This window comes from Bacteroidota bacterium, assembly GCA_018831055.1.
In the GTDB taxonomy this organism is placed as follows: domain Bacteria; phylum Bacteroidota; class Bacteroidia; order Bacteroidales; family B18-G4; genus M55B132.
Genome location: JAHJRE010000029.1, coordinates 1 through 17,747, shown reverse-complemented (window position 1 = coordinate 17,747; position 17,747 = coordinate 1). Strand labels below are relative to the sequence as shown.

Genomic DNA, 17,747 nt, shown 5'->3' with positions numbered 1-17,747 from the left:
GAGGAAACAATCGCTGAATAATAGTCTTTTTCTGCCATACCCGTCAGGTTCATTATTCTTCCCTAAAAAATTTACGGTATTGGATAAGTTCCGCAGAATAACCGGATTTTTCCCAAAATGTGATTCCATTGCTGTTTCCTTTAAGAACCTGCAATTCGACCGAACGGACATTTTGTTCCCGGAGCCAGGATTCCAGCCTGGTGACCAACAGGCCGGCAATTCCTTCACCACGCAATTCGGGCATCACAAAGACATGTGTGATCACGCCTGTTTTCCCGGCCATCAGGTAATCCGGCGGCATCGATAAAGCGGCGTGGGCAAAACCAACGAGAAGGTCATCCTTACGCGCAAGAGCCAGGGTTCCAAAACGTCCCAGGGTTTTCCGGATAGAAGAAGTCCATCGTTGAGCCGCATCTGCAGCAGGATTCAACATGATGCCCATAGCTTTGAATTCTCCGTACATCTGGTCGAAAAGAGGCAGCAGATCCCGGAAAAGATCCTCATCAGAGGAATTGGCAAGAGAAATACTAAGATCTTTCATCCTGAAAAAGCTTAATCAATCCATCCAATGTAGTAAAGTTTTCGTCATCCATCACCTTATCGAAATCAATTTCCTTCCCAAAATGCCGCTCCATATCTCCTATAAAGTCCACGAACGACATTGAATCCATCAATCCGCTTTTAACAAGGTCGAAATCGCCCTTCACTTCCTCACTTTTTATTCCGAAAAGTTCCAGCTTTTCCTTTAATGCTGTAGTTATATAGGAGTGGAATATATTAAAGAACGAAAACTCGTTAGAATTCTGGTTATTGCCTTTTTCCATATTATTGTATATTTTACAAAGAACTGGAAATATAATTGTTCCTAAAATGTCAAAAGTAATGGATTATCCTGAAATAAATTTAATCGTAAAGAATTTCAGGACATTGGACTGTATGTATTAAATTTGTATAGTTAAAATGAATGAATCCCAAGTTATGCATCTGAAGTTAAGCAAATTAATCCTTTAAATAAGATAATTAATAATACATTCATGGGTATTTTGCAAATAATAATTTGGGATTGAATTAAATCAAACCGATAGTTACAAACTTATATTTTATGAGGCAAATTGTTATAAACATATCCGAAAATGAGTACAAATTCTTCATGAAGTTAATTAAGAACTTTCCTTTCATTCAAGTAGATGAAAAGAAAAGCAAACTTCTCGAATTGGAAGAAAGGCTTTCCCCTTACAAAAGAGAAATATGGAAGGATATAAAGGAAGGTATTAAAGAAGTAGAACTCATTGAAAAAGGTGAAATGAAGGCCAAATCTGCCAAAGACTTTCTAAATGAGCTATAATATTATCATTACCAAAGGATTTGAAAGGGATTCAAAAGCTTTACTAAAAAAATACCCTTCACTAAAAACTGATTTAAGTTATCTTACAGAATCCCTTGAAATTGAACCTAAACAAGGGCAGCCTTTAGGAATGGACTGCTATAAAATACGCATTTCAATTACAAGCAAAGGTAAAGGAAAATCAGGGGGAGCAAGAATTATTACTTGTGTAAAGATAGCCTCAGACAATGTTTTTTTACTTACTATTTACGACAAGTCGCAAAAAGAAGATTTATCTGACAAGGAACTTAAAGAATTGCTCAGGCATTTATAGAAATCCATTCTTATTATGAGAAGCAAATAATTTCTAATTTCTTTCTGTCTATTTTTAAGTTTTGATTAAGCGGAAATTTTTCCAACTTCCTGAAGGAAGCAGGGATCATGTACCAGGGGAGTTTTAGCGTGAGAGCATGCCGGAGTTCCTCTTCTTTAACCTGATTTAAAGGGTCTTCAATAAAAGCAACTATTTCTTTCACGGTTTCGTCATCATTTCGCAAAGGGATGGCAACTGCATTTTTCCCGCATTTTTCTCTGATGGCATGTTCTATTTCCAGGATATTGACTCTATATCCACTGATTTTTATTTCATGGTCATTCCTCCCCAGGAAGAACATATCTCCATCCGCATCTTTTTCCACACGATCGCCTGTATTATACCAGGTTAATCCATCAACGCAACTAAAGCTATCATTTGCAGCTTTTTCATCATTGAAATAGCCATTTACAACTTGCGGACCGCTGATGTTCAAAATCTTGTCCTCTTCCCGGGAACCAAATCCTGTAAGATGTCCAGGAAAAATTTTCCCGATGCTAAGTATTCCGTTCCTGGATTTACTATGGCCTTCGGCCGGATTAAAATGGTAAGCGGATATTGCAATGGTAGTTTCCGTGGGGCCGTAAAGGTTAAACAGTTTCGATGCGGGTGCGGCAAGTGCCCATACAGTGGCAGTTTCAAGCAGCAGTGGTTCTCCGCAAAAAAGGCTGTAGCGCAAATCAGGAAAAGCATTTTCTTTCAGCAATCTCATCTTTTGCATTAAAACAGCCAGTGAAGGAACCGAGAACCACACGCTGATCTTTTCTTTTCTCAAATATTTTGCCATGGTCAGGGAGTATCTTTCGTCGGGAATGCAAAGGCAGGCTCCGGAAAGCCAGCAGGCAAAAAGGTCGTGAACGCTAAGATCGAAAGTAAGGTCGAAAGTCTGGGAAAAACGATCGGAGGGAGAGAAATTCATGATTGTAGCAAGGTTATCAAGGTAGGCAAGGACATTTCCGTTAGAGACGGGAACACCTTTTGGGATACCTGTAGAACCGGAGGTAAACATCAGGTAAGCCATATCGCTGATGCGGCTGGTAATTCCCGGAATATCATTTTTTTCTGAAGGCCGGGCAGATAAATACTTAAACCCGGAATTTGCAAGTCCTTCGGGCAAAGTATCATTGCCGGAAAAGATTAATAATGGCTTCCTGGGATAGTCTGTAAAAAGCCTGTTTACCTCCTCAAAATCTTCCGGTCCAAGCACCAATATTTCAGCACCGGATCGCTCGTACACAAACAGATTTCTTTCGGTCGGGAATCGTGGATTCATCGGGACATAAGCGCAGGAAGCCATCAGGATGCCCGGGATACCTGCATAGGCGGCCAGAGAGGGGGAACCCCATACAGCAACTACATTATGTGTTTTATCTTCTCTTTCAAGAATTTGAAGAGCAATTGCCGTAGCATTTTGTTTTAATGTATTGTAGGTATATTCAAACCCTTTTAGCTTCAATGCAGGGGAAGGCCCATACAAATCAGCAGCCTGTATGAATTGGTTTGCAAGCACAGCGTTTTGTTCCCTGTAGTATTTCTTCATGATTGTTTATTCGGGTTGAAGGCAATACCTTAGCAAGGCATCGGAAAAAAACTTAACCGCCCAGTTTGGATAGGCGAATGGCTCATAGCGCCCCCACATAGGAAAAGATCCGGTAATTGCTCCCTGGATATCTCTGCTACCATTTTTTTCCTGCAGCCATAAGAGTTGAGACAGCAGTTTACCGGCCAGGTGTTTATAATCTCCATCCTTGGATTGACCAGCCAGTTTCAGCCAGACTATTGCCATTTGGGCCATTCCTGTGAGTATGGGATGTTCAGAGCCATTCCATTTCTCATCGTATCTGCCGTGAAGAAAACCCTGTTTTTTATAAATCCCTGCCAGCATATCTGCCGGATAGGCGGCTGCTTCCAATAATTCCTTGTTTCCTAGTATAGTTCCGCAGTCGTGTAACCCGTCGATGGTATAAGCGATGGTGTGCAGGATAGGGCGGTCGTTATGTTTCATGGTATTATCACAATCAGAAAACCATCCGTTTCCCATTTGTTTTTTACGGGTTATCCATTCGAGGTTACGCAGGGCATGGTCGGCATAGCGTTGATTTCCGGTAATCTTCCATAGGTTCAGCAGAGGAACGTCGACATAGGAATCATAAACGCGGGCCTGGTTCATCAAAGCGTTCTTTTTCCAGTAGCCATCGGGGTGTTGCACATCGCATAACCAGTCTGCGCCTCTTATGGCACAATCAAGATATTCTTCCAGCCGGGTTTCCTCCCATGCGGCGATGAGGCCACGCAAGACCTGTCCGGTGTTAAAAACGATGGCGGGGCGGTTCTCATTCATCCTTCCGCCCTGCCAGCCACCATTGTCGAGCTGTATGGAAACAAGCCATGCAGCGGCTTTCAGGGCGGCTATCCGGGCTTCCTCCTGCTTTGAAAACCTGTAATAATCCAATAAAGTGGGGATAATATAACCGGTGGTTTCCGGATAGGAGGATGACCAGGATCCGGAAAGACTGTAGGAGCCCATTCCATTATCCTTCATCATTTTTTGGGCCGTGATCAGCCATCCTGCTGAAGAATCCAGACCTTCAGCAGCTTCTTCCCTGGTCGCCGGATCCAGCGAAAGCCACGCTTTTCTCTTAAACCATAATCTCAATTTTTCCCTGACAAGATAGCGCGAACGGCCACGGAAAAAGATCTTCAATATTTCCCTGGAGTATCTTAGTATACTTTTGATCATGAGCAGATAAAATGGATAAGCGCAAAGATAAGCCTAAAAGGCCGATGATAGTTCGCAATATCAATTAACTTTCCCCTGTCCTATTCTTATCATTTCTTCATAAAGATTCAGTCCTGATTTTCCTCTGAACTTTTCCGAAAAAGATTCGTTGTTCCAAAGCAGGATCATGGTTCCGCCTGTACGTTTAACCTGGTTGACAATAAAGGAATAATCATCCAGGTTGTAACCCTGACGGAAAGCCGTTTCCATGAAAGCAAAAGGATGAATACGCAAAGGAGTGGCAGCATCCATATCAAGATCGTAGAAAAAAAAGGAACGCGAGGTACCGGCCCTGAATCCGGGAGTGTTTACGTAACCCATAGAGTAGTCATTTTCCATATCTATGTTCAGAAGGTTGCGGTATGTCATTGGTATATTCAACACCAAAAAATGCTGGCGGCTGTTGTTGATCTCCCGGTTCAGAACCTGGGAAAGCTTACGGAATTCACCGTAAAGAAGTGAGGGATCCTGGATGGACGACCAGGAAGAATGTAAACCCACATCGCAATAATCGGCCAACGACTTTATCAGCACCTGGAATTTCCTGTTGCTGACCGAGATATTTTTATCGTTCGTACCATAATTGGCAAAAAGAATGAAATAAACGGTATCCAGCCTATATTTCCGGTGAATTTCCAGTTGCCGGACATACGTATCATACGGATCCGGTTCAAGGTTAAGGAGCACTCTTGTCCGCATTCGAATACTCTTAAAATCAAGATTTGTCAGTGCGTTCAGATAACCGGCCATGCTCCGGATAAGTCCTTTGTATTTATAAGCAAAAGCAGCATTGATATCAATGGTGGGAATGAAACGGTAATCTTTCCTGGGCAATTGGAGGAGCGGGTACTTCGTGGAAATCAGTTTTGCAAGCAATTCCAGCCATATATCCACTATAGGCAATTTCAGGAAATCCCTTTGGTAGGAAATACTAAACTTCGACTGGAAGCGGCCGTATTCATCCCTTACATAAGGAAGATACTCCTCATAACGGGAAAGCATAAAAAAACATGCAGCAAACACATCGAAGGGCATGATTGACCCCGGTTTAAAAACCTGGAATATAGCCGGCATTCCCTGATATTCCAGGAAGGTTATCTCCTTGCCTTCGATCCCCTTTTCCAAAAGCAAACCGCAGGAGGCAAGAAATATTCCTTGTCCGTGATCGGTATCGGAATAATTAATTTTAGGGCCATCAAACGACTTAAACTCATCAAGGGATGCGGTAAGGGTATATTTCCATCTGAAAACATCCCTAAAGACAAAATCAGCGATGTATTTAAATCTGTTTGAAAGTTTTGGTGAATAGATAAGTATCATACAATAACAAATTTAAGAAAAAAGCTTTCCTGAAAACAGGAAAGACAGCTTCACAAAATATAAAAGTTTTATTTTTGGATTTCAAACCGACACCCATCTCATGGAAAACTTCATCGTATCTGCAAGAAAATACAGGCCGGCAACATTTGACACGGTAGTGGGCCAGGCATCCATAACGAGGACGCTAAAAAATGCCATCCGTAACAACCAGATTGCCCAGGCATTTTTATTTTGCGGACCCAGGGGGGTTGGTAAAACCACCTGTGCCAGGATTCTTGCCAAGACCATCAACTGCCAGAATCTTACGGACAACATTGAGCCTTGCAACGAGTGTGAATCCTGCCGTTCGTTCAATAGTTCGGCATCCTTTAACATTCACGAACTGGATGCTGCTTCCAACAATTCTGTCGACGACATCCGCAATCTTGTGGACCAGGTACGCATACCTCCCCAGGCAGGAAAATACAAGGTATATATCATCGATGAGGTACATATGCTATCTGCTTCAGCGTTTAACGCCTTCCTGAAAACCCTTGAGGAACCTCCGGCTTACGCCAAGTTTATCCTGGCCACAACGGAGAAGCATAAAATCCTTCCCACGATTTTATCCCGCTGCCAGGTTTTTGATTTCAAGAGGATCACTGTTGAGGATATTGCATCGCATCTGCGTTATGTTGCCGACCAGGAAGAGGTTCAGGCCAGCGGGGATGCGCTGCATCTCATAGCACAGAAAGCGGATGGAGCACTCAGGGATGCACTCTCTATCTTCGATCAGTTGGTCAGCTTTACCGGGAAAAACCTTAGCTATGAGGTTGTTATCCAAAACCTTAACATCCTGGATTATGATTATTATTTCAGGATAACAGGGCATATTCTTGACGGAGACATTTCAAATACATTGCTTCTTATTAATGAGATCATCTCCAATGGTTTCGACGGGCAGCATTTCCTTACGGGCATGGGCGAGCATCTGCGCAATCTACTGGTAAGCAAAGATCCTGCAACACTTCAACTGCTTGAGGTTAGTCCGGGCCTTAAAGACAAATACCAGGCACAATCCGTCCGTTGCGATGCCGGGTTCCTGCTAAAAGCCCTCGACATCAACAATCAATGTGACATCACTTACAAAGCCAGCAACAACAAAAACCTCCACCTTGAACTGGCTTTGCTGCGTATGTGTTCACTATCAGGGTTAAAGGAACAAAGTCCGCCACCCGAAAAAAAAAACGTAACTCCTAGCCCACCGCCTCCTGCTAAAGAAAAGGAAAGTATCCCACCGGTAACTACCCGGCCACCGGAACCTGTAAAAAACGCTGATGAAAATGATGTTCCGAAAAATACCGGAGGAAAAACTTTACCGGGAACAGTATCTATTAAAAGGTCAAGACACAAACAGGATGAAGTGCCCGGGCAAATCAACGGAGACGATGATCTCAGCAATAAACCGGTAAAACCGTTTACTCAGGATGACCTGATCAGGGTATGGGGTTATTATCATGAAACGTTGAAAAACGATAGTCCCAGCCTGTACAGCACACTTACCAAAGATCTGCCGGTGCTGAAAGAAGACTTCATTATAGAGTTAAAGGTCTTTAACAAGGTTTTGGAGAAGGAAATAAACGACCGCCGGATGGATATGCTGGCCTATCTGCGCAAAGAGCTTGAGAATTACTCAATCAGCATGGAAATACTTGTTGATGAGGACATACAGGAAAGCAAGGCATATTTCCCCGAGGAGATCTTCCAGAAATTATCAGAAAAAAATCCAGCTCTCAGGGAGCTTAAAGACAAGCTTGATCTGGAGCTGGATTTCTAAATTAACTTTCCAACGTATCGGGAAAAATTAACAAATTGTTTCAAGTTGCAGGTTACAGGTTACAAGTTGCACGGCGCACCTGTAACCTGCAACCTGTAACTTGTATCCTGCTGAACATCATCCTGCTATCAACATAATTTTCACTGCATCGACGGATTCTTCACATTATCCGATGTATTTGAAGGCAGCAGAATGATCTCCACCTGATTATCGCCAAAGAATTTATTTGCAGCGGCTTTTAAGCTTTCCTGGGTCATATCGTTCACATAATCTTCATAATCCAGGAAATTGGCGGCATCTTCTGCGTTATAGTCAAAGTTTTTCAGGGTGCTCAACCAGAATCGGTTTTCCTTTAGTTTTTCCTGCCTTGTTTTCAGGAGATTTTCCTTAACACCATTAAGATCCTTCATCTGAGGACCATCGGTCTTAAGTTTATCGATCTCTTCATAAACAATGCTTTTCAGTTTATCGGTTTGATCGGGGTCACAGTCGAAAGTAATATTCACCTGATATCTCTCATAAGGGTATTGATTCTGCAAATCATAAATCCCAACACCGTAGGTACCACTTTGCTCTTCGCGGATGGATTCGGTATACCTGACATCAAGTATATCGCAAAGTACAGAAAGGTCCATTCTGTCGCGGAAATTATTAAAATCATATTCCCCGGTATATGCGATGTACACGGTACCTTTCGGGACTTCCATTTCCTTAATCACCTTCTTTTCTACCCTGTTCTGTGGGGGGCGTATGCCGTTATCACGCCAGTTTTCCTGACGCGTAACTTTGGGAAGGCTCGCGAGATATGTTTCAACAAGCGGACGCAAGCTGTCGGTATCAATATTTCCGACAAAGTAAAACGTAAAGCTTGTCGGGTCACCAAATCTCTCCCTGAAAATGAAGTTCAACCTGTTAAAATCAATTTCATCCATTAATTCAGGAGTAAGAGGTCTTACCATAGGATGATAATTGGCCATGGTCACACTGATCGTATCCTGGAAGGCAGCTCCCGGGTCATTTTTCCTGTTTTCCAGGAAGCCCTTAATCCTTGTGACATAGGAATTGAAAGCCTTTTCGTTCCTGGGAGGCTGGGTGTAATACAGATTTACCAGTTGCAACATGGTCTCCAGTTCTTTTACCGAACAACTGCCCGAAAAACCTTCATCCATATCACCGACATAAGGGCTCACATTTACGATCTTTCCTGCCAGCAATTTTTGCAATTCAATTAAGTCGAAACCGGCAATACCGCTTTCATTGATCATAGAGGAACAAAAACCGGCCGACATCTGGTCATCGAGGTCATAAAGAGAACTGCCCCCGAAGCTGAATGCCTGCATCAGGATCTCATCGTCTTTGAAGTCAGTAGGTTTCAGGATGACTTCTATTCCGTTTGACAGAATCCATTTTTCAGTACCCAGTTTTTTATCTTTTTTCACCTTTTCCACTTTTCCGGGAACGGGTTTTTCCGCCATCAGAGGCTTATCGGATACTTTATCCACATAAGGTTCAATTTCAGCCTGATCGATCGATTCAACGATAGCAATGACTTCATCCTTCATGGGTATGATCACATCCTCCCGTTCCGGGCCGGTAATGATCACAACGCGGTTATCGTCGGTAATCCATTTGGGGGCAAGTTTATTGAGTTCTTCGAGAGTGATTCCGGGTAAAATATCCTGAATAAAGGCATAATCAAATTCAACGCCCGGTGAGGGTTCATTTTCCAGGAAATGGCCGTAGTATTGCCAGACATAGGATTGGGATTCCTGTTTTTCTTTTTCTTTATATTGTTTTTCAATCTGGCTGAGAATTTCTTTTTTAGCACGTTCCAGTTCGGTTTCGGTGAAGCCGTATTTTTTCACTCTTTCGTTTTCCACCAGAAGCGTTTCGAGTGTCCGTTTTATCCCGTCATTTTTAGCAACAGCAAACGACATGTAGCTGTCTTTTGTTCTTACCATACTGGAATATGCTGTATAACCATAAATAAAGGGAGGATTTTCTTCCTGGAGCAGCTCTTGCAACCTGTTGTTCAGCATAGTATTGTAAAGCTGATGAACAATGGTCTGGCGATAATATCCCAGGTCCTTGTTTGTAATAGCGGGGTGCTTGTAGTGAAGCTGAACAAAAGTGTATTGAGCCTCGGGGTCTGTTTCTATGGCGACCAAAGTCTCACTGTGGTCAGGAACGGGGTAATCCACTCTTTCCTTGGGATTGGTAGCGGCAGGGATGGCAGAAAACAGATCTTTGATCTTGCCTTCCATCCAGTCGGCATCGAAGTCACCCACAGCAATAATGGCCTGCAGATCAGGACGGTACCAGTCGTTATAGAAGCGTTTCAGCACCTCATACGGAGCATTATCAATGATTTCGATATCCCCGATAACATCCCTGTCGGCATATTTCGAACCCTGATAAAGGGTTTTATCGGTTTTCGTCATCATACGGAACATCGCACCACGGCGTGTGCGCCATTCTTCATGGATCACTCCGCGCTCATTGTCAATTTCTTCATCTTCAAACGATACATTGCTGGCCCAGTCGTGCAGGATCAGCAATGCGGTATCGATATTTTCCACGGGAGTAACCGGTACTTTCTGCAGCATGTAAGTAGTCACATCCTGGCTTGTAAAAGCATTGATCTCCGGGCCAAATTTCATGCCTATGGACTGGAGATAGTTGATAATGTCGTGTTTCTCGAAATTTTTGGTGCCATTAAAAGCCATGTGCTCACAAAAATGAGCAAGGCCGTTCTGGTCATCGTCTTCCAGGATGGCGCCGGCATTAACTGCCAGATAGAATTCAGCCCTGTCTTTAGGATGACTATTGTGGCGAATATAATAGGTAAGGCCGTTATCAAGCTTACCCATTTTCACATTTGGATCCAGCGTTACAGCGCTGTTCCAGTCATAATTTTTTTCCTGGGCCATAGCCGTCAGCATAAAAGCTATTACGGCCAGGGTCAGGAATCCTTTCATTACAATTTTTTTCATAAGATGGAGGTTTGTTTAAGGCAAAAATATTCATTTTCGCTGATACATCGGTTTATAAACAACCACTATGCAGGATTATTTTACCAACGGTATAAAATGGCTTTCATTCTAACCAATGAACCATTACATTTGCATGGTATAAAATGCATACTATGCTCAGGCAGCTGGCAACCCTGATACTTAAACTTTCCGGATGGAAGATGGTAGGGGAATTTCCTTATCATGTAAAGAAATGTGTGATAGTGATAGCGCCGCACACCAGCAATTACGATTATATCATCGGGCGCTTGTTTTTCTTTATGATCAACGTACATGTTAAGTTCCTCATAAAGAAGGAGATCTTCGTATTTCCCATAGGCGGGTTGATCCGTTACTGGGGAGGGATACCGGTCGACCGCAAGCGAAACAATCATATGGTAGATTACGTGGCGGAGCAATTCAGTAAGCATGAAAGACTGTATGTGGTTGTCACCCCGGAAGGAACCCGCAAACTGGTACCACACTGGAAGCGGGGGTTTTACTATATTGCCCTGAAGGCTAAAATCCCTTTGGCTTTATCATTCCTGGATTATCCGAAGAAGGAAGTGGGGGTAATGGAGATTTTCCAACCAAGCGGTAATTATGCCAAAGATCTTGCCTATATAGAAAGCCTTTACCGTGATAAAACGGGGAGGCATCCGGAGCAGTTTAATTTGTATGTAAAAAGGGACTCCATCGGGTAGGATGGAGTCCCTTTTTAGTGGGAGTTACTGGATTCGAACCAGTGACCCTCTGCTTGTAAGGCAGCGGTTTTTCCTTATATTTTTTCACAAAATTTCTTACTCTGACTTGCTATAAGGCAATATTTATAGTATTTTTGTTTTATTATGTTTTTATCGATATCTTTTATGTAACCTTTACCAAAACCTTTACCTATGAAAGCCACACTTTACTTCAATAAGCATAAGAAAAATGCCGATGGAGAATTCCCTGTTTGGATAAGACTCGCACGCAAGAACAAAATGAAGTATGTAGCTACCGGAATCACACTTCCTATGAAAAACTGGAATCAGGAGAAAAACGAGTTTAAAGGAAATCACCCTCATAAGGAGCAAATAGTTAGCACGCTTAATGAAATTATCACTAAATACACATCCAAGATTGCTGAATTAAGCTACATGGGTAAAGAAGTTTCCCTGGACCAACTTGTAATTATGGTAAACAATCCTGTAAAAGATACCAGCGTGCTTGACTATTTCAAGGTCAGGATTGCAGAGCTTAAGGAAGATGGTCGAATTGGGAACTCAAGAGCCTATATTACTTCCATGAACGCACTTAAAAGGTATAAATCCGGTGACTATTTTTTTTCTGACATAGATTTTGGCTTTTTAGAAAGCTGGGCAAGGTTCCTGAAAAAAGAAGGTGCCGGAAACGCAGCAATTAACAATTATATGAGAACACTCCGGGCTTTGTTTAATCATGCTATAAGAAAAGGATATTGCAAACTTGAACATTATCCTTTTGAAGATAGAACCGGTGGGTATTCAGTTGCACATCATCATCCTGTAGCAAAAAAACAAAAGGCATTAACCACAGAAGAGATACAAAGGCTTATTAATCTTGAAGAAGATAACGATAATCACAGATACCTTGTATTCATGTATTACACGGGAGGTATGGATTTCATTGATATGGCACATCTTACATGCAATAACATAGCTGATGGGGATATAAAATATTTCAGGCAGAAACTGATTAATAAGCAAAATCAGATGGAAATTCATTTTGGATTGCACCCAAAAGCCTTGGAAATTATCGATTTTTACAGAAATCAGCGAAAAGTAGTATCACTTGATAAAGATGATTATATTTTCCCAATCCTGCATAAGGAAATCCACATCACAGAGCAACAGAAACACGACCGGATTAATAAAATGCGTAAAAAATATAATCACAGCCTTAAAGATTTTGCAAAAAAAGCGAACATTGCTGCAGACCTTACCAGCAAGACGATCCGGCATACAGCACTAACCGAATTAGCACGGAAAGGAAGCACCATTGATGTTATTCAGAGAATAGGCGGGCATAAAAATTTACAAACCACAAGGGGATATATGAAGAATGCAGATGATGAAAGAACTACAACTGCGTTAAAACAACTTTGAGCCCTTATTCCCTAAATGAAAAACTTCATGTCACTTTATTCAATAATGCATTCCAGCACCTATTGCGATTCTAAAAATATTACCTTTGGACATAAGTATTCAGTTTTCATCACAGCCAGATCATGAAAATTAACTCCGATGTTAATATCCTGGGTAGTATACCCGACATGAATATTGTTATGTCAGTAATTGGCAAATCAATGGCTGACCTGAGAAAGGATGGCGGAATACAGACTTTCACTTCCATTAAAACCGATAAATCAGTTGTTGGGTTTAGGAAAGCTTTAAATCGCAACATTCTAAGGTATAAGAATCCTGAAATTGAAACGCTCATAAGTAGTATGCTTCAGGCAGAATCTATTTCACCTGACAGTTTATTGATGCTTTTCTGGAACGCCAGCTATAACAACGATCTTCTGGATTACCTCAACAGGATGGTATTCTTCCCTGCGCTTTATAGTGGCCGTATTTCTGTGCGTCAGGATGAGGTCATTGCTTGTATGAAAGACTTAAAACCGTCTGAAACGGTAATACAAAATTGGTCGGAATCTACTCTCAGGATCACTTCTTCAAAGTACCTTACTTTTCTGAAGAAGCTTAACCTGATGGAAGGAAGTCAAAACAAAACCATTTTACATCCTTACCTGGATGATAAAATGTGGATATTATTTCTTTATTGGCTTTCCGCTGTGGAGAATAAAGTTAATGTGCTTGAAAGCAAGTGGTTGCAATACTCCTTTAATGAAAGGCAAATATTTATTGAAAGAATATTGCAGAAAAAATACCTAAAATTCATTCATATCAGCTTTTCAGGTGATAGTTTGAAAATTGAACCCATAATGTCCTATAAAAAGATTTATCATGCCCTCATCCAGTCCTGATATTATCATAAATGAAGTTAAACGCCTTGTTGAATCTGATAAACGATCTGAAATCAGGTTAAATGCAAACGGGGGAAACTCCATACTGGTGGTTTGTCCGCCTGATAGTGAACCAGAGTACATTCAAGCTATGGAAAACCAGATGGAAGATGGATACGAGATCATCAAACTGGATGATCTTCTCATGAATTTTGTTGAATCAAACAGACAGGAAATAGAGGATCGCTTTGATTTGCTTAGAGGTTCTGTAGAACAAGTATTCAAATTGCCCCAGGGTGAAGATGGCCAAGATCTTTATAAAATAATTATGGATAGCATAGTAAATAGCTTTCAGGCCAATAAAATCCCCGTACTCGTCAATACAGGTTCCCTGTACGGCAGTGGAATTGAAAATATTCACATCATGGAAAACGAACAGGTAATGAAATCTCCTTACCCTCTGATTATTCTTTATCCTGCCGTCAGAGACCACGACAGGTTGATGTTCCTTGGGATCAGACCTGCTTCAAAATACAGATGTATGATAATGGAATAATTTAATTTAAACAGCCATGTTGATTAAAGATATTTTAACCATCGATCTCTCAGAAGATATTAAAAATGTAATAGACCTGGAGGATATCTCAGAGGCTGAGATCCTTTCTGAAATTGAGAATTACATAATAACCGACGGGTTGGCCAGGGAATACATGGATTTTGTGTCGAAATTCACGGCAAACACCCTTGAAACAGGTGTCTGGCTCTCCGGTTTCTATGGATCAGGCAAGTCCTATTTTGGGAAAATGCTGGGCTATATGCTCAGTAATCGCATTATTTCAGGAACACCGGCAAGAGACAGAATATTGCAACGCTTTACCGGCATCAATGATGAATCCTTAATCAGGAATACCATATCACGATTGAATTCTGAACAATGCATAGTGATCTCCCTGGATATTGCTAAACAGGATACTTCAAAAGGATTAGCCTTTACTTTATTCCGTAACTTTCTCAGATCAATAGAATTGCCTGAAAATGAACACGGCATCCTGTTATATAAATTAATGCTTAAAGAGGGTTTTACGGATATAAACGACTTTATTTTTCAAAAACTCAATAAGAAATGGGCAGATGCAAAACGTCATCTGACAGAGTATTCCAAAGAAGCTAAATCAATATACCTGACAGGGGGAAACGATGAAAATGATTATCATAATATCTTGGTTACTATTCGCAGGGACATGGACCACTTCGATGCCTCCAGGCTACGGGATGAGTTGAAAACCTATTTTACCATCGAAAAAGATATTAAACTGGTCTTTATCTTCGATGAGTCAAGCGAAGCCATTAACCAGAAAAAGTTTTCTTTACTTGACCTGGAGGGTATCAGTGAAGCTCTGTCGGATTCGGAATTGCTGCGGAAAACATGGACCATTGCCATTGCCCAGGAAAAACTTGATGATGTTATCAGCAATTCCAGCGTTAACCGTGCTCAATTAACCAAAGTTACAGACCGTTTTAAAACCAAAATCCATCTTGAAGCCACCGAAGTAGATGTTATTATCCAAAGCAGATTATTGAAGAAATCTAAGGCGGGCCTTCAAGAACTGGAAGCTCACTACAACTGGAATACGGGGAAAATTGCCGATCATGCGGCTTTAATTGCAACAGGAATCACCAAAACAGATACTCTGGATTCCTGGTTAACCTATTATCCTTTTTACAAGTACCAGTTTGATCTCCTTCAAAATTTCCTGTTTGGAACAAAAGGCTATGTCTCAACCAAGGTAGCCGCCAGGGGGATGATCATCACAACTTATGACATTTTAAAACAACATCTTCAGCATAACAAATTGTTTGAAATTGCTACCGGCTGGCAAATCACCAGGGAAGCACAACCCCAGCCTCCTGTCAGGCTGGTTAATCGTTATTCAAACGCTGAAAATATCCTTAAGGAAAGCGGATCTGAAATTTCCGGCAGGAAATTGCTTGAAACCATACATTTTCTGGCTGAAGCCGAAGTAGTGCCCACTACACTTCCAAATATAACCAAATCATTTGTTTCTGACGCAGATGAATATCATCAGGTCAATCCAAAAATAAAAAAAGCTCTTGAAATACTTGAAGAAGCAAGGATACTACTGCCTTCAAACGGGACTTACCGGATTACCTCCGATATCGAGGAACGCCTGCTGGATGAAATGAATGGTTTCACCGTGCAACAATACCAGAAAAAAAGGCAGATGGTTAATGCATACAAAACCAATAACATTATTAAAACCTTAGCGAGAACAACAGATAACAATTTACAGTATGATTTCTATATAACCACCGATAACGATGATGAGCTAACTAATCCGGGAAAAAAGTTCCTGAAAATCAAGCTAAAAAGTGTTTACAACATCAGTGACAACAGGGGAGCAGACATTGATCAGCTTAAGATCGCCCATCAAAATGATAAAGACCTGATTTACCTTGTTCCTGATAACAGCTCCTTTAAAGAAATAGACAAACTAATTGATGAAGTAGAGCGTATTACTTACCTGGAGCAGAAATATGACAATCCACAGTCGGATGAAGCACCTATCATGAGAGCTTTTTCGGCTGCCAAATCGGATAAATTAAAACGAATAACAGATCTGGTTGAACAGTCCCTGCAAAAAGGAACAGCAATATACCTGTTCAATACTTTCCAGCTTGATAAGGACTCCTGGCAGGCAACACTTCAAAAACGTCAGAAGAACCTTATCAGCAATGTGTATCACAAGAGACTATCCGCTCAGCTTAGTGATGAGTTGGCTGCACGCGTGATTAAAGAAACAAATGCCAGCCGTTTGCAATCTTATTTCACCGGTCCTGAATTCCTGTTTTTCGATGCACAGGGGAATTTTATCGGAGAAAACCTGAAAGTAGCCGAAGAAATTCTTTTTAAGATCAGAAACACGTATGTAGATGGAGCGGCCCTTGAAAAAGACCTGGAACTGCCTCCAACAGGATACACCTTTGGCACGGTTATTTCGACAGTTGCAACCCTGATGAGGGCAGGCAAAATAATGGCAAAGCACAACGGAGCCGAGAAATTTTCCTGGCAAGATCCGGGTGTCACGGAAATTTTTTCAGCAGCAAGAGAATTTCGCAGGGCTAGCTTTAAGTTGATGTCTAAGTCTTTAACTGCCCAAAACAAACAAATAATTGCCCAGTTTCTTCTTGATACGGATGTAGTAAAATATACGGATCGGAGAATAAACTACAATTCAAACGAATTTGAACTGATTAATGCTTTGCGTGACCTTGCCAGATTGATGTGCGATAAAGTTGACAACATGCGAAAGCAGAATAAGGACTTTGATGTTTTGTTCCCGGAACTGGAATCAAAGAAAGATAATCTTGCAGGATTTACAGGGGCTGTGAGTGAAGCAAATTATATTGAAAGGGCAGAAAACTTTCTGGAAAACAAAGAAACCTTCCTCCAATCTCTTAAAACCATTGAAAAAGTTGAAAAATTCATTGGCAATAATTTGCCCAAGCTATTGCAATGGAGGCAATTTGTAAATGATGTGAATGATGAATTAAGAAAAGCCGCAAAAGCCAACGATACCATTGCACGATTAACCAAGGAATTCAATGATTTGTACGAACATGAAGTAGTAAAAAACTTTGCCGGGATACAACAAACGGCACAAAAAATCAAAGACGAATACCACAGGATTTTCCAGGAGGCTGCCACTGACATGGCTCAAAAATATGTACAACTGCAGAAAGATGCTGAGGCTTTGATAAAAGAGATTCACAGCCTGCCTGCCGGGCTCAACAAAGAAGGACTTGACAAAGCCGGTGACATCCTTAAATATGCAGAACAAAGGAAACAGGCTGCTGTCATCCTGGATTTTGACGTGCACGAAAAACAAACCAGGTTTACATACTCTGAAGTACTATCATTCACTGAGTTATACAATACAAAGAGCACCGAGCTATCCATCATATCGGCAGGTTTAATAAGAACGGCACCGGTAGGTGATAAACCAGGAGTACCTGAAAAACCGCTTAAAAAGAAACATTCAACCAGGCTGCCTTCTCAGTTTATGAAGGTGGTTGCATACAAAAAGTGGCTGCAACAGGAACTTCAAAAGCTTGCCGG

At 41.4% G+C, this 17,747-nt stretch carries 14 protein-coding genes; 8 read left to right on the top strand and 6 right to left on the bottom strand.

What is annotated here, in order from left to right; translation table 11 throughout:
• Positions 1-52: 52 nt before the first annotated feature.
• Positions 53-541: a GNAT family N-acetyltransferase gene (locus tag KKA81_02070; protein MBU2649696.1), complete on the bottom strand. Its 489-nt coding sequence runs from the start codon at positions 539-541 to the stop codon at positions 53-55.
• Positions 528-824 (bottom strand): acyl carrier protein, encoded by a 297-nt coding sequence (locus KKA81_02065; GenBank protein MBU2649695.1) that lies wholly within the window; start codon positions 822-824, stop codon positions 528-530. Before KKA81_02065 ends, KKA81_02070 begins: the two co-directional genes overlap by 14 nt.
• Positions 825-1,102: 278 nt before the next feature.
• On the opposite strand from KKA81_02065, the gene KKA81_02060 reads away from it, so the two are divergent.
• Together KKA81_02060 and KKA81_02055 are read left to right on the top strand one after the other, a co-directional pair.
• Positions 1,103-1,345, top strand: coding sequence for a hypothetical protein (locus tag KKA81_02060; GenBank protein ID MBU2649694.1), 243 nt, complete (start codon positions 1,103-1,105; stop codon positions 1,343-1,345).
• Positions 1,335-1,658 carry a type II toxin-antitoxin system RelE/ParE family toxin gene (locus KKA81_02055; GenBank protein ID MBU2649693.1) on the top strand — a complete coding sequence of 108 codons (324 nt, stop codon included), beginning with the start codon at positions 1,335-1,337 and terminating at the stop codon, positions 1,656-1,658. Before KKA81_02060 ends, KKA81_02055 begins: the two co-directional genes overlap by 11 nt.
• Before the next feature lie 13 nt (positions 1,659-1,671).
• Here the strand turns inward: KKA81_02055 and KKA81_02050 are convergent, their stop codons facing one another.
• The 3 genes from KKA81_02050 to KKA81_02040 are packed head-to-tail and all read right to left on the bottom strand — an operon-like array spanning position 1,672 to position 5,796.
• Positions 1,672-3,237, bottom strand: a complete 1,566-nt coding sequence (locus tag KKA81_02050) for an AMP-binding protein (GenBank protein MBU2649692.1) — start codon at positions 3,235-3,237, stop codon at positions 1,672-1,674.
• A gap of 6 nt (positions 3,238-3,243) precedes the next feature.
• Positions 3,244-4,437 carry a glycoside hydrolase family 127 protein gene (locus KKA81_02045; protein ID MBU2649691.1) on the bottom strand — a complete coding sequence of 398 codons (1,194 nt, stop codon included), beginning with the start codon at positions 4,435-4,437 and terminating at the stop codon, positions 3,244-3,246.
• A gap of 60 nt (positions 4,438-4,497) precedes the next feature.
• Positions 4,498-5,796: a polysaccharide deacetylase family protein gene (locus KKA81_02040; protein ID MBU2649690.1), complete on the bottom strand. Its 1,299-nt coding sequence runs from the start codon at positions 5,794-5,796 to the stop codon at positions 4,498-4,500.
• A 100-nt stretch (positions 5,797-5,896) separates the two neighbouring features.
• Here KKA81_02040 and KKA81_02035 point away from each other — a divergent pair, with 100 nt between their 5' ends.
• Positions 5,897-7,612 carry a DNA polymerase III subunit gamma/tau gene (locus KKA81_02035; GenBank protein ID MBU2649689.1) on the top strand — a complete coding sequence of 572 codons (1,716 nt, stop codon included), beginning with the start codon at positions 5,897-5,899 and terminating at the stop codon, positions 7,610-7,612.
• 140 nt (positions 7,613-7,752) lie between these two features.
• On the opposite strand, the gene KKA81_02030 is transcribed toward KKA81_02035, so the two are convergent.
• On the bottom strand, positions 7,753-10,605 hold the full coding sequence (locus KKA81_02030; GenBank protein MBU2649688.1) for an insulinase family protein: 2,853 nt from the start codon (positions 10,603-10,605) through the stop codon (positions 7,753-7,755).
• Positions 10,606-10,757: 152 nt separating this feature from the next.
• Between KKA81_02030 and KKA81_02025 the strand changes: the two genes are divergently transcribed.
• The 5 genes from KKA81_02025 to brxC all read left to right on the top strand — a co-directional run.
• The gene (locus KKA81_02025) at positions 10,758-11,327 is read left to right on the top strand and encodes a 1-acyl-sn-glycerol-3-phosphate acyltransferase (protein MBU2649687.1); all 570 of its coding nucleotides are present in this window, start codon (positions 10,758-10,760) and stop codon (positions 11,325-11,327) included.
• 192 nt (positions 11,328-11,519) lie between these two features.
• Positions 11,520-12,749 (top strand): site-specific integrase, encoded by a 1,230-nt coding sequence (locus tag KKA81_02020; protein MBU2649686.1) that lies wholly within the window; start codon positions 11,520-11,522, stop codon positions 12,747-12,749.
• Between the two features lie 122 nt (positions 12,750-12,871).
• Entirely contained in the window at positions 12,872-13,630 is a 759-nt protein-coding gene (locus tag KKA81_02015) for a DUF1819 family protein (protein MBU2649685.1), read from the top strand.
• Positions 13,611-14,165: a hypothetical protein gene (locus KKA81_02010; GenBank protein MBU2649684.1), complete on the top strand. Its 555-nt coding sequence runs from the start codon at positions 13,611-13,613 to the stop codon at positions 14,163-14,165. Before KKA81_02015 ends, KKA81_02010 begins: the two co-directional genes overlap by 20 nt.
• A 16-nt stretch (positions 14,166-14,181) precedes the next feature.
• Positions 14,182-17,747 (top strand): BREX system P-loop protein BrxC (gene brxC, locus KKA81_02005; protein MBU2649683.1); only part of this gene is annotated, 3,566 nt, incomplete at its 3' end.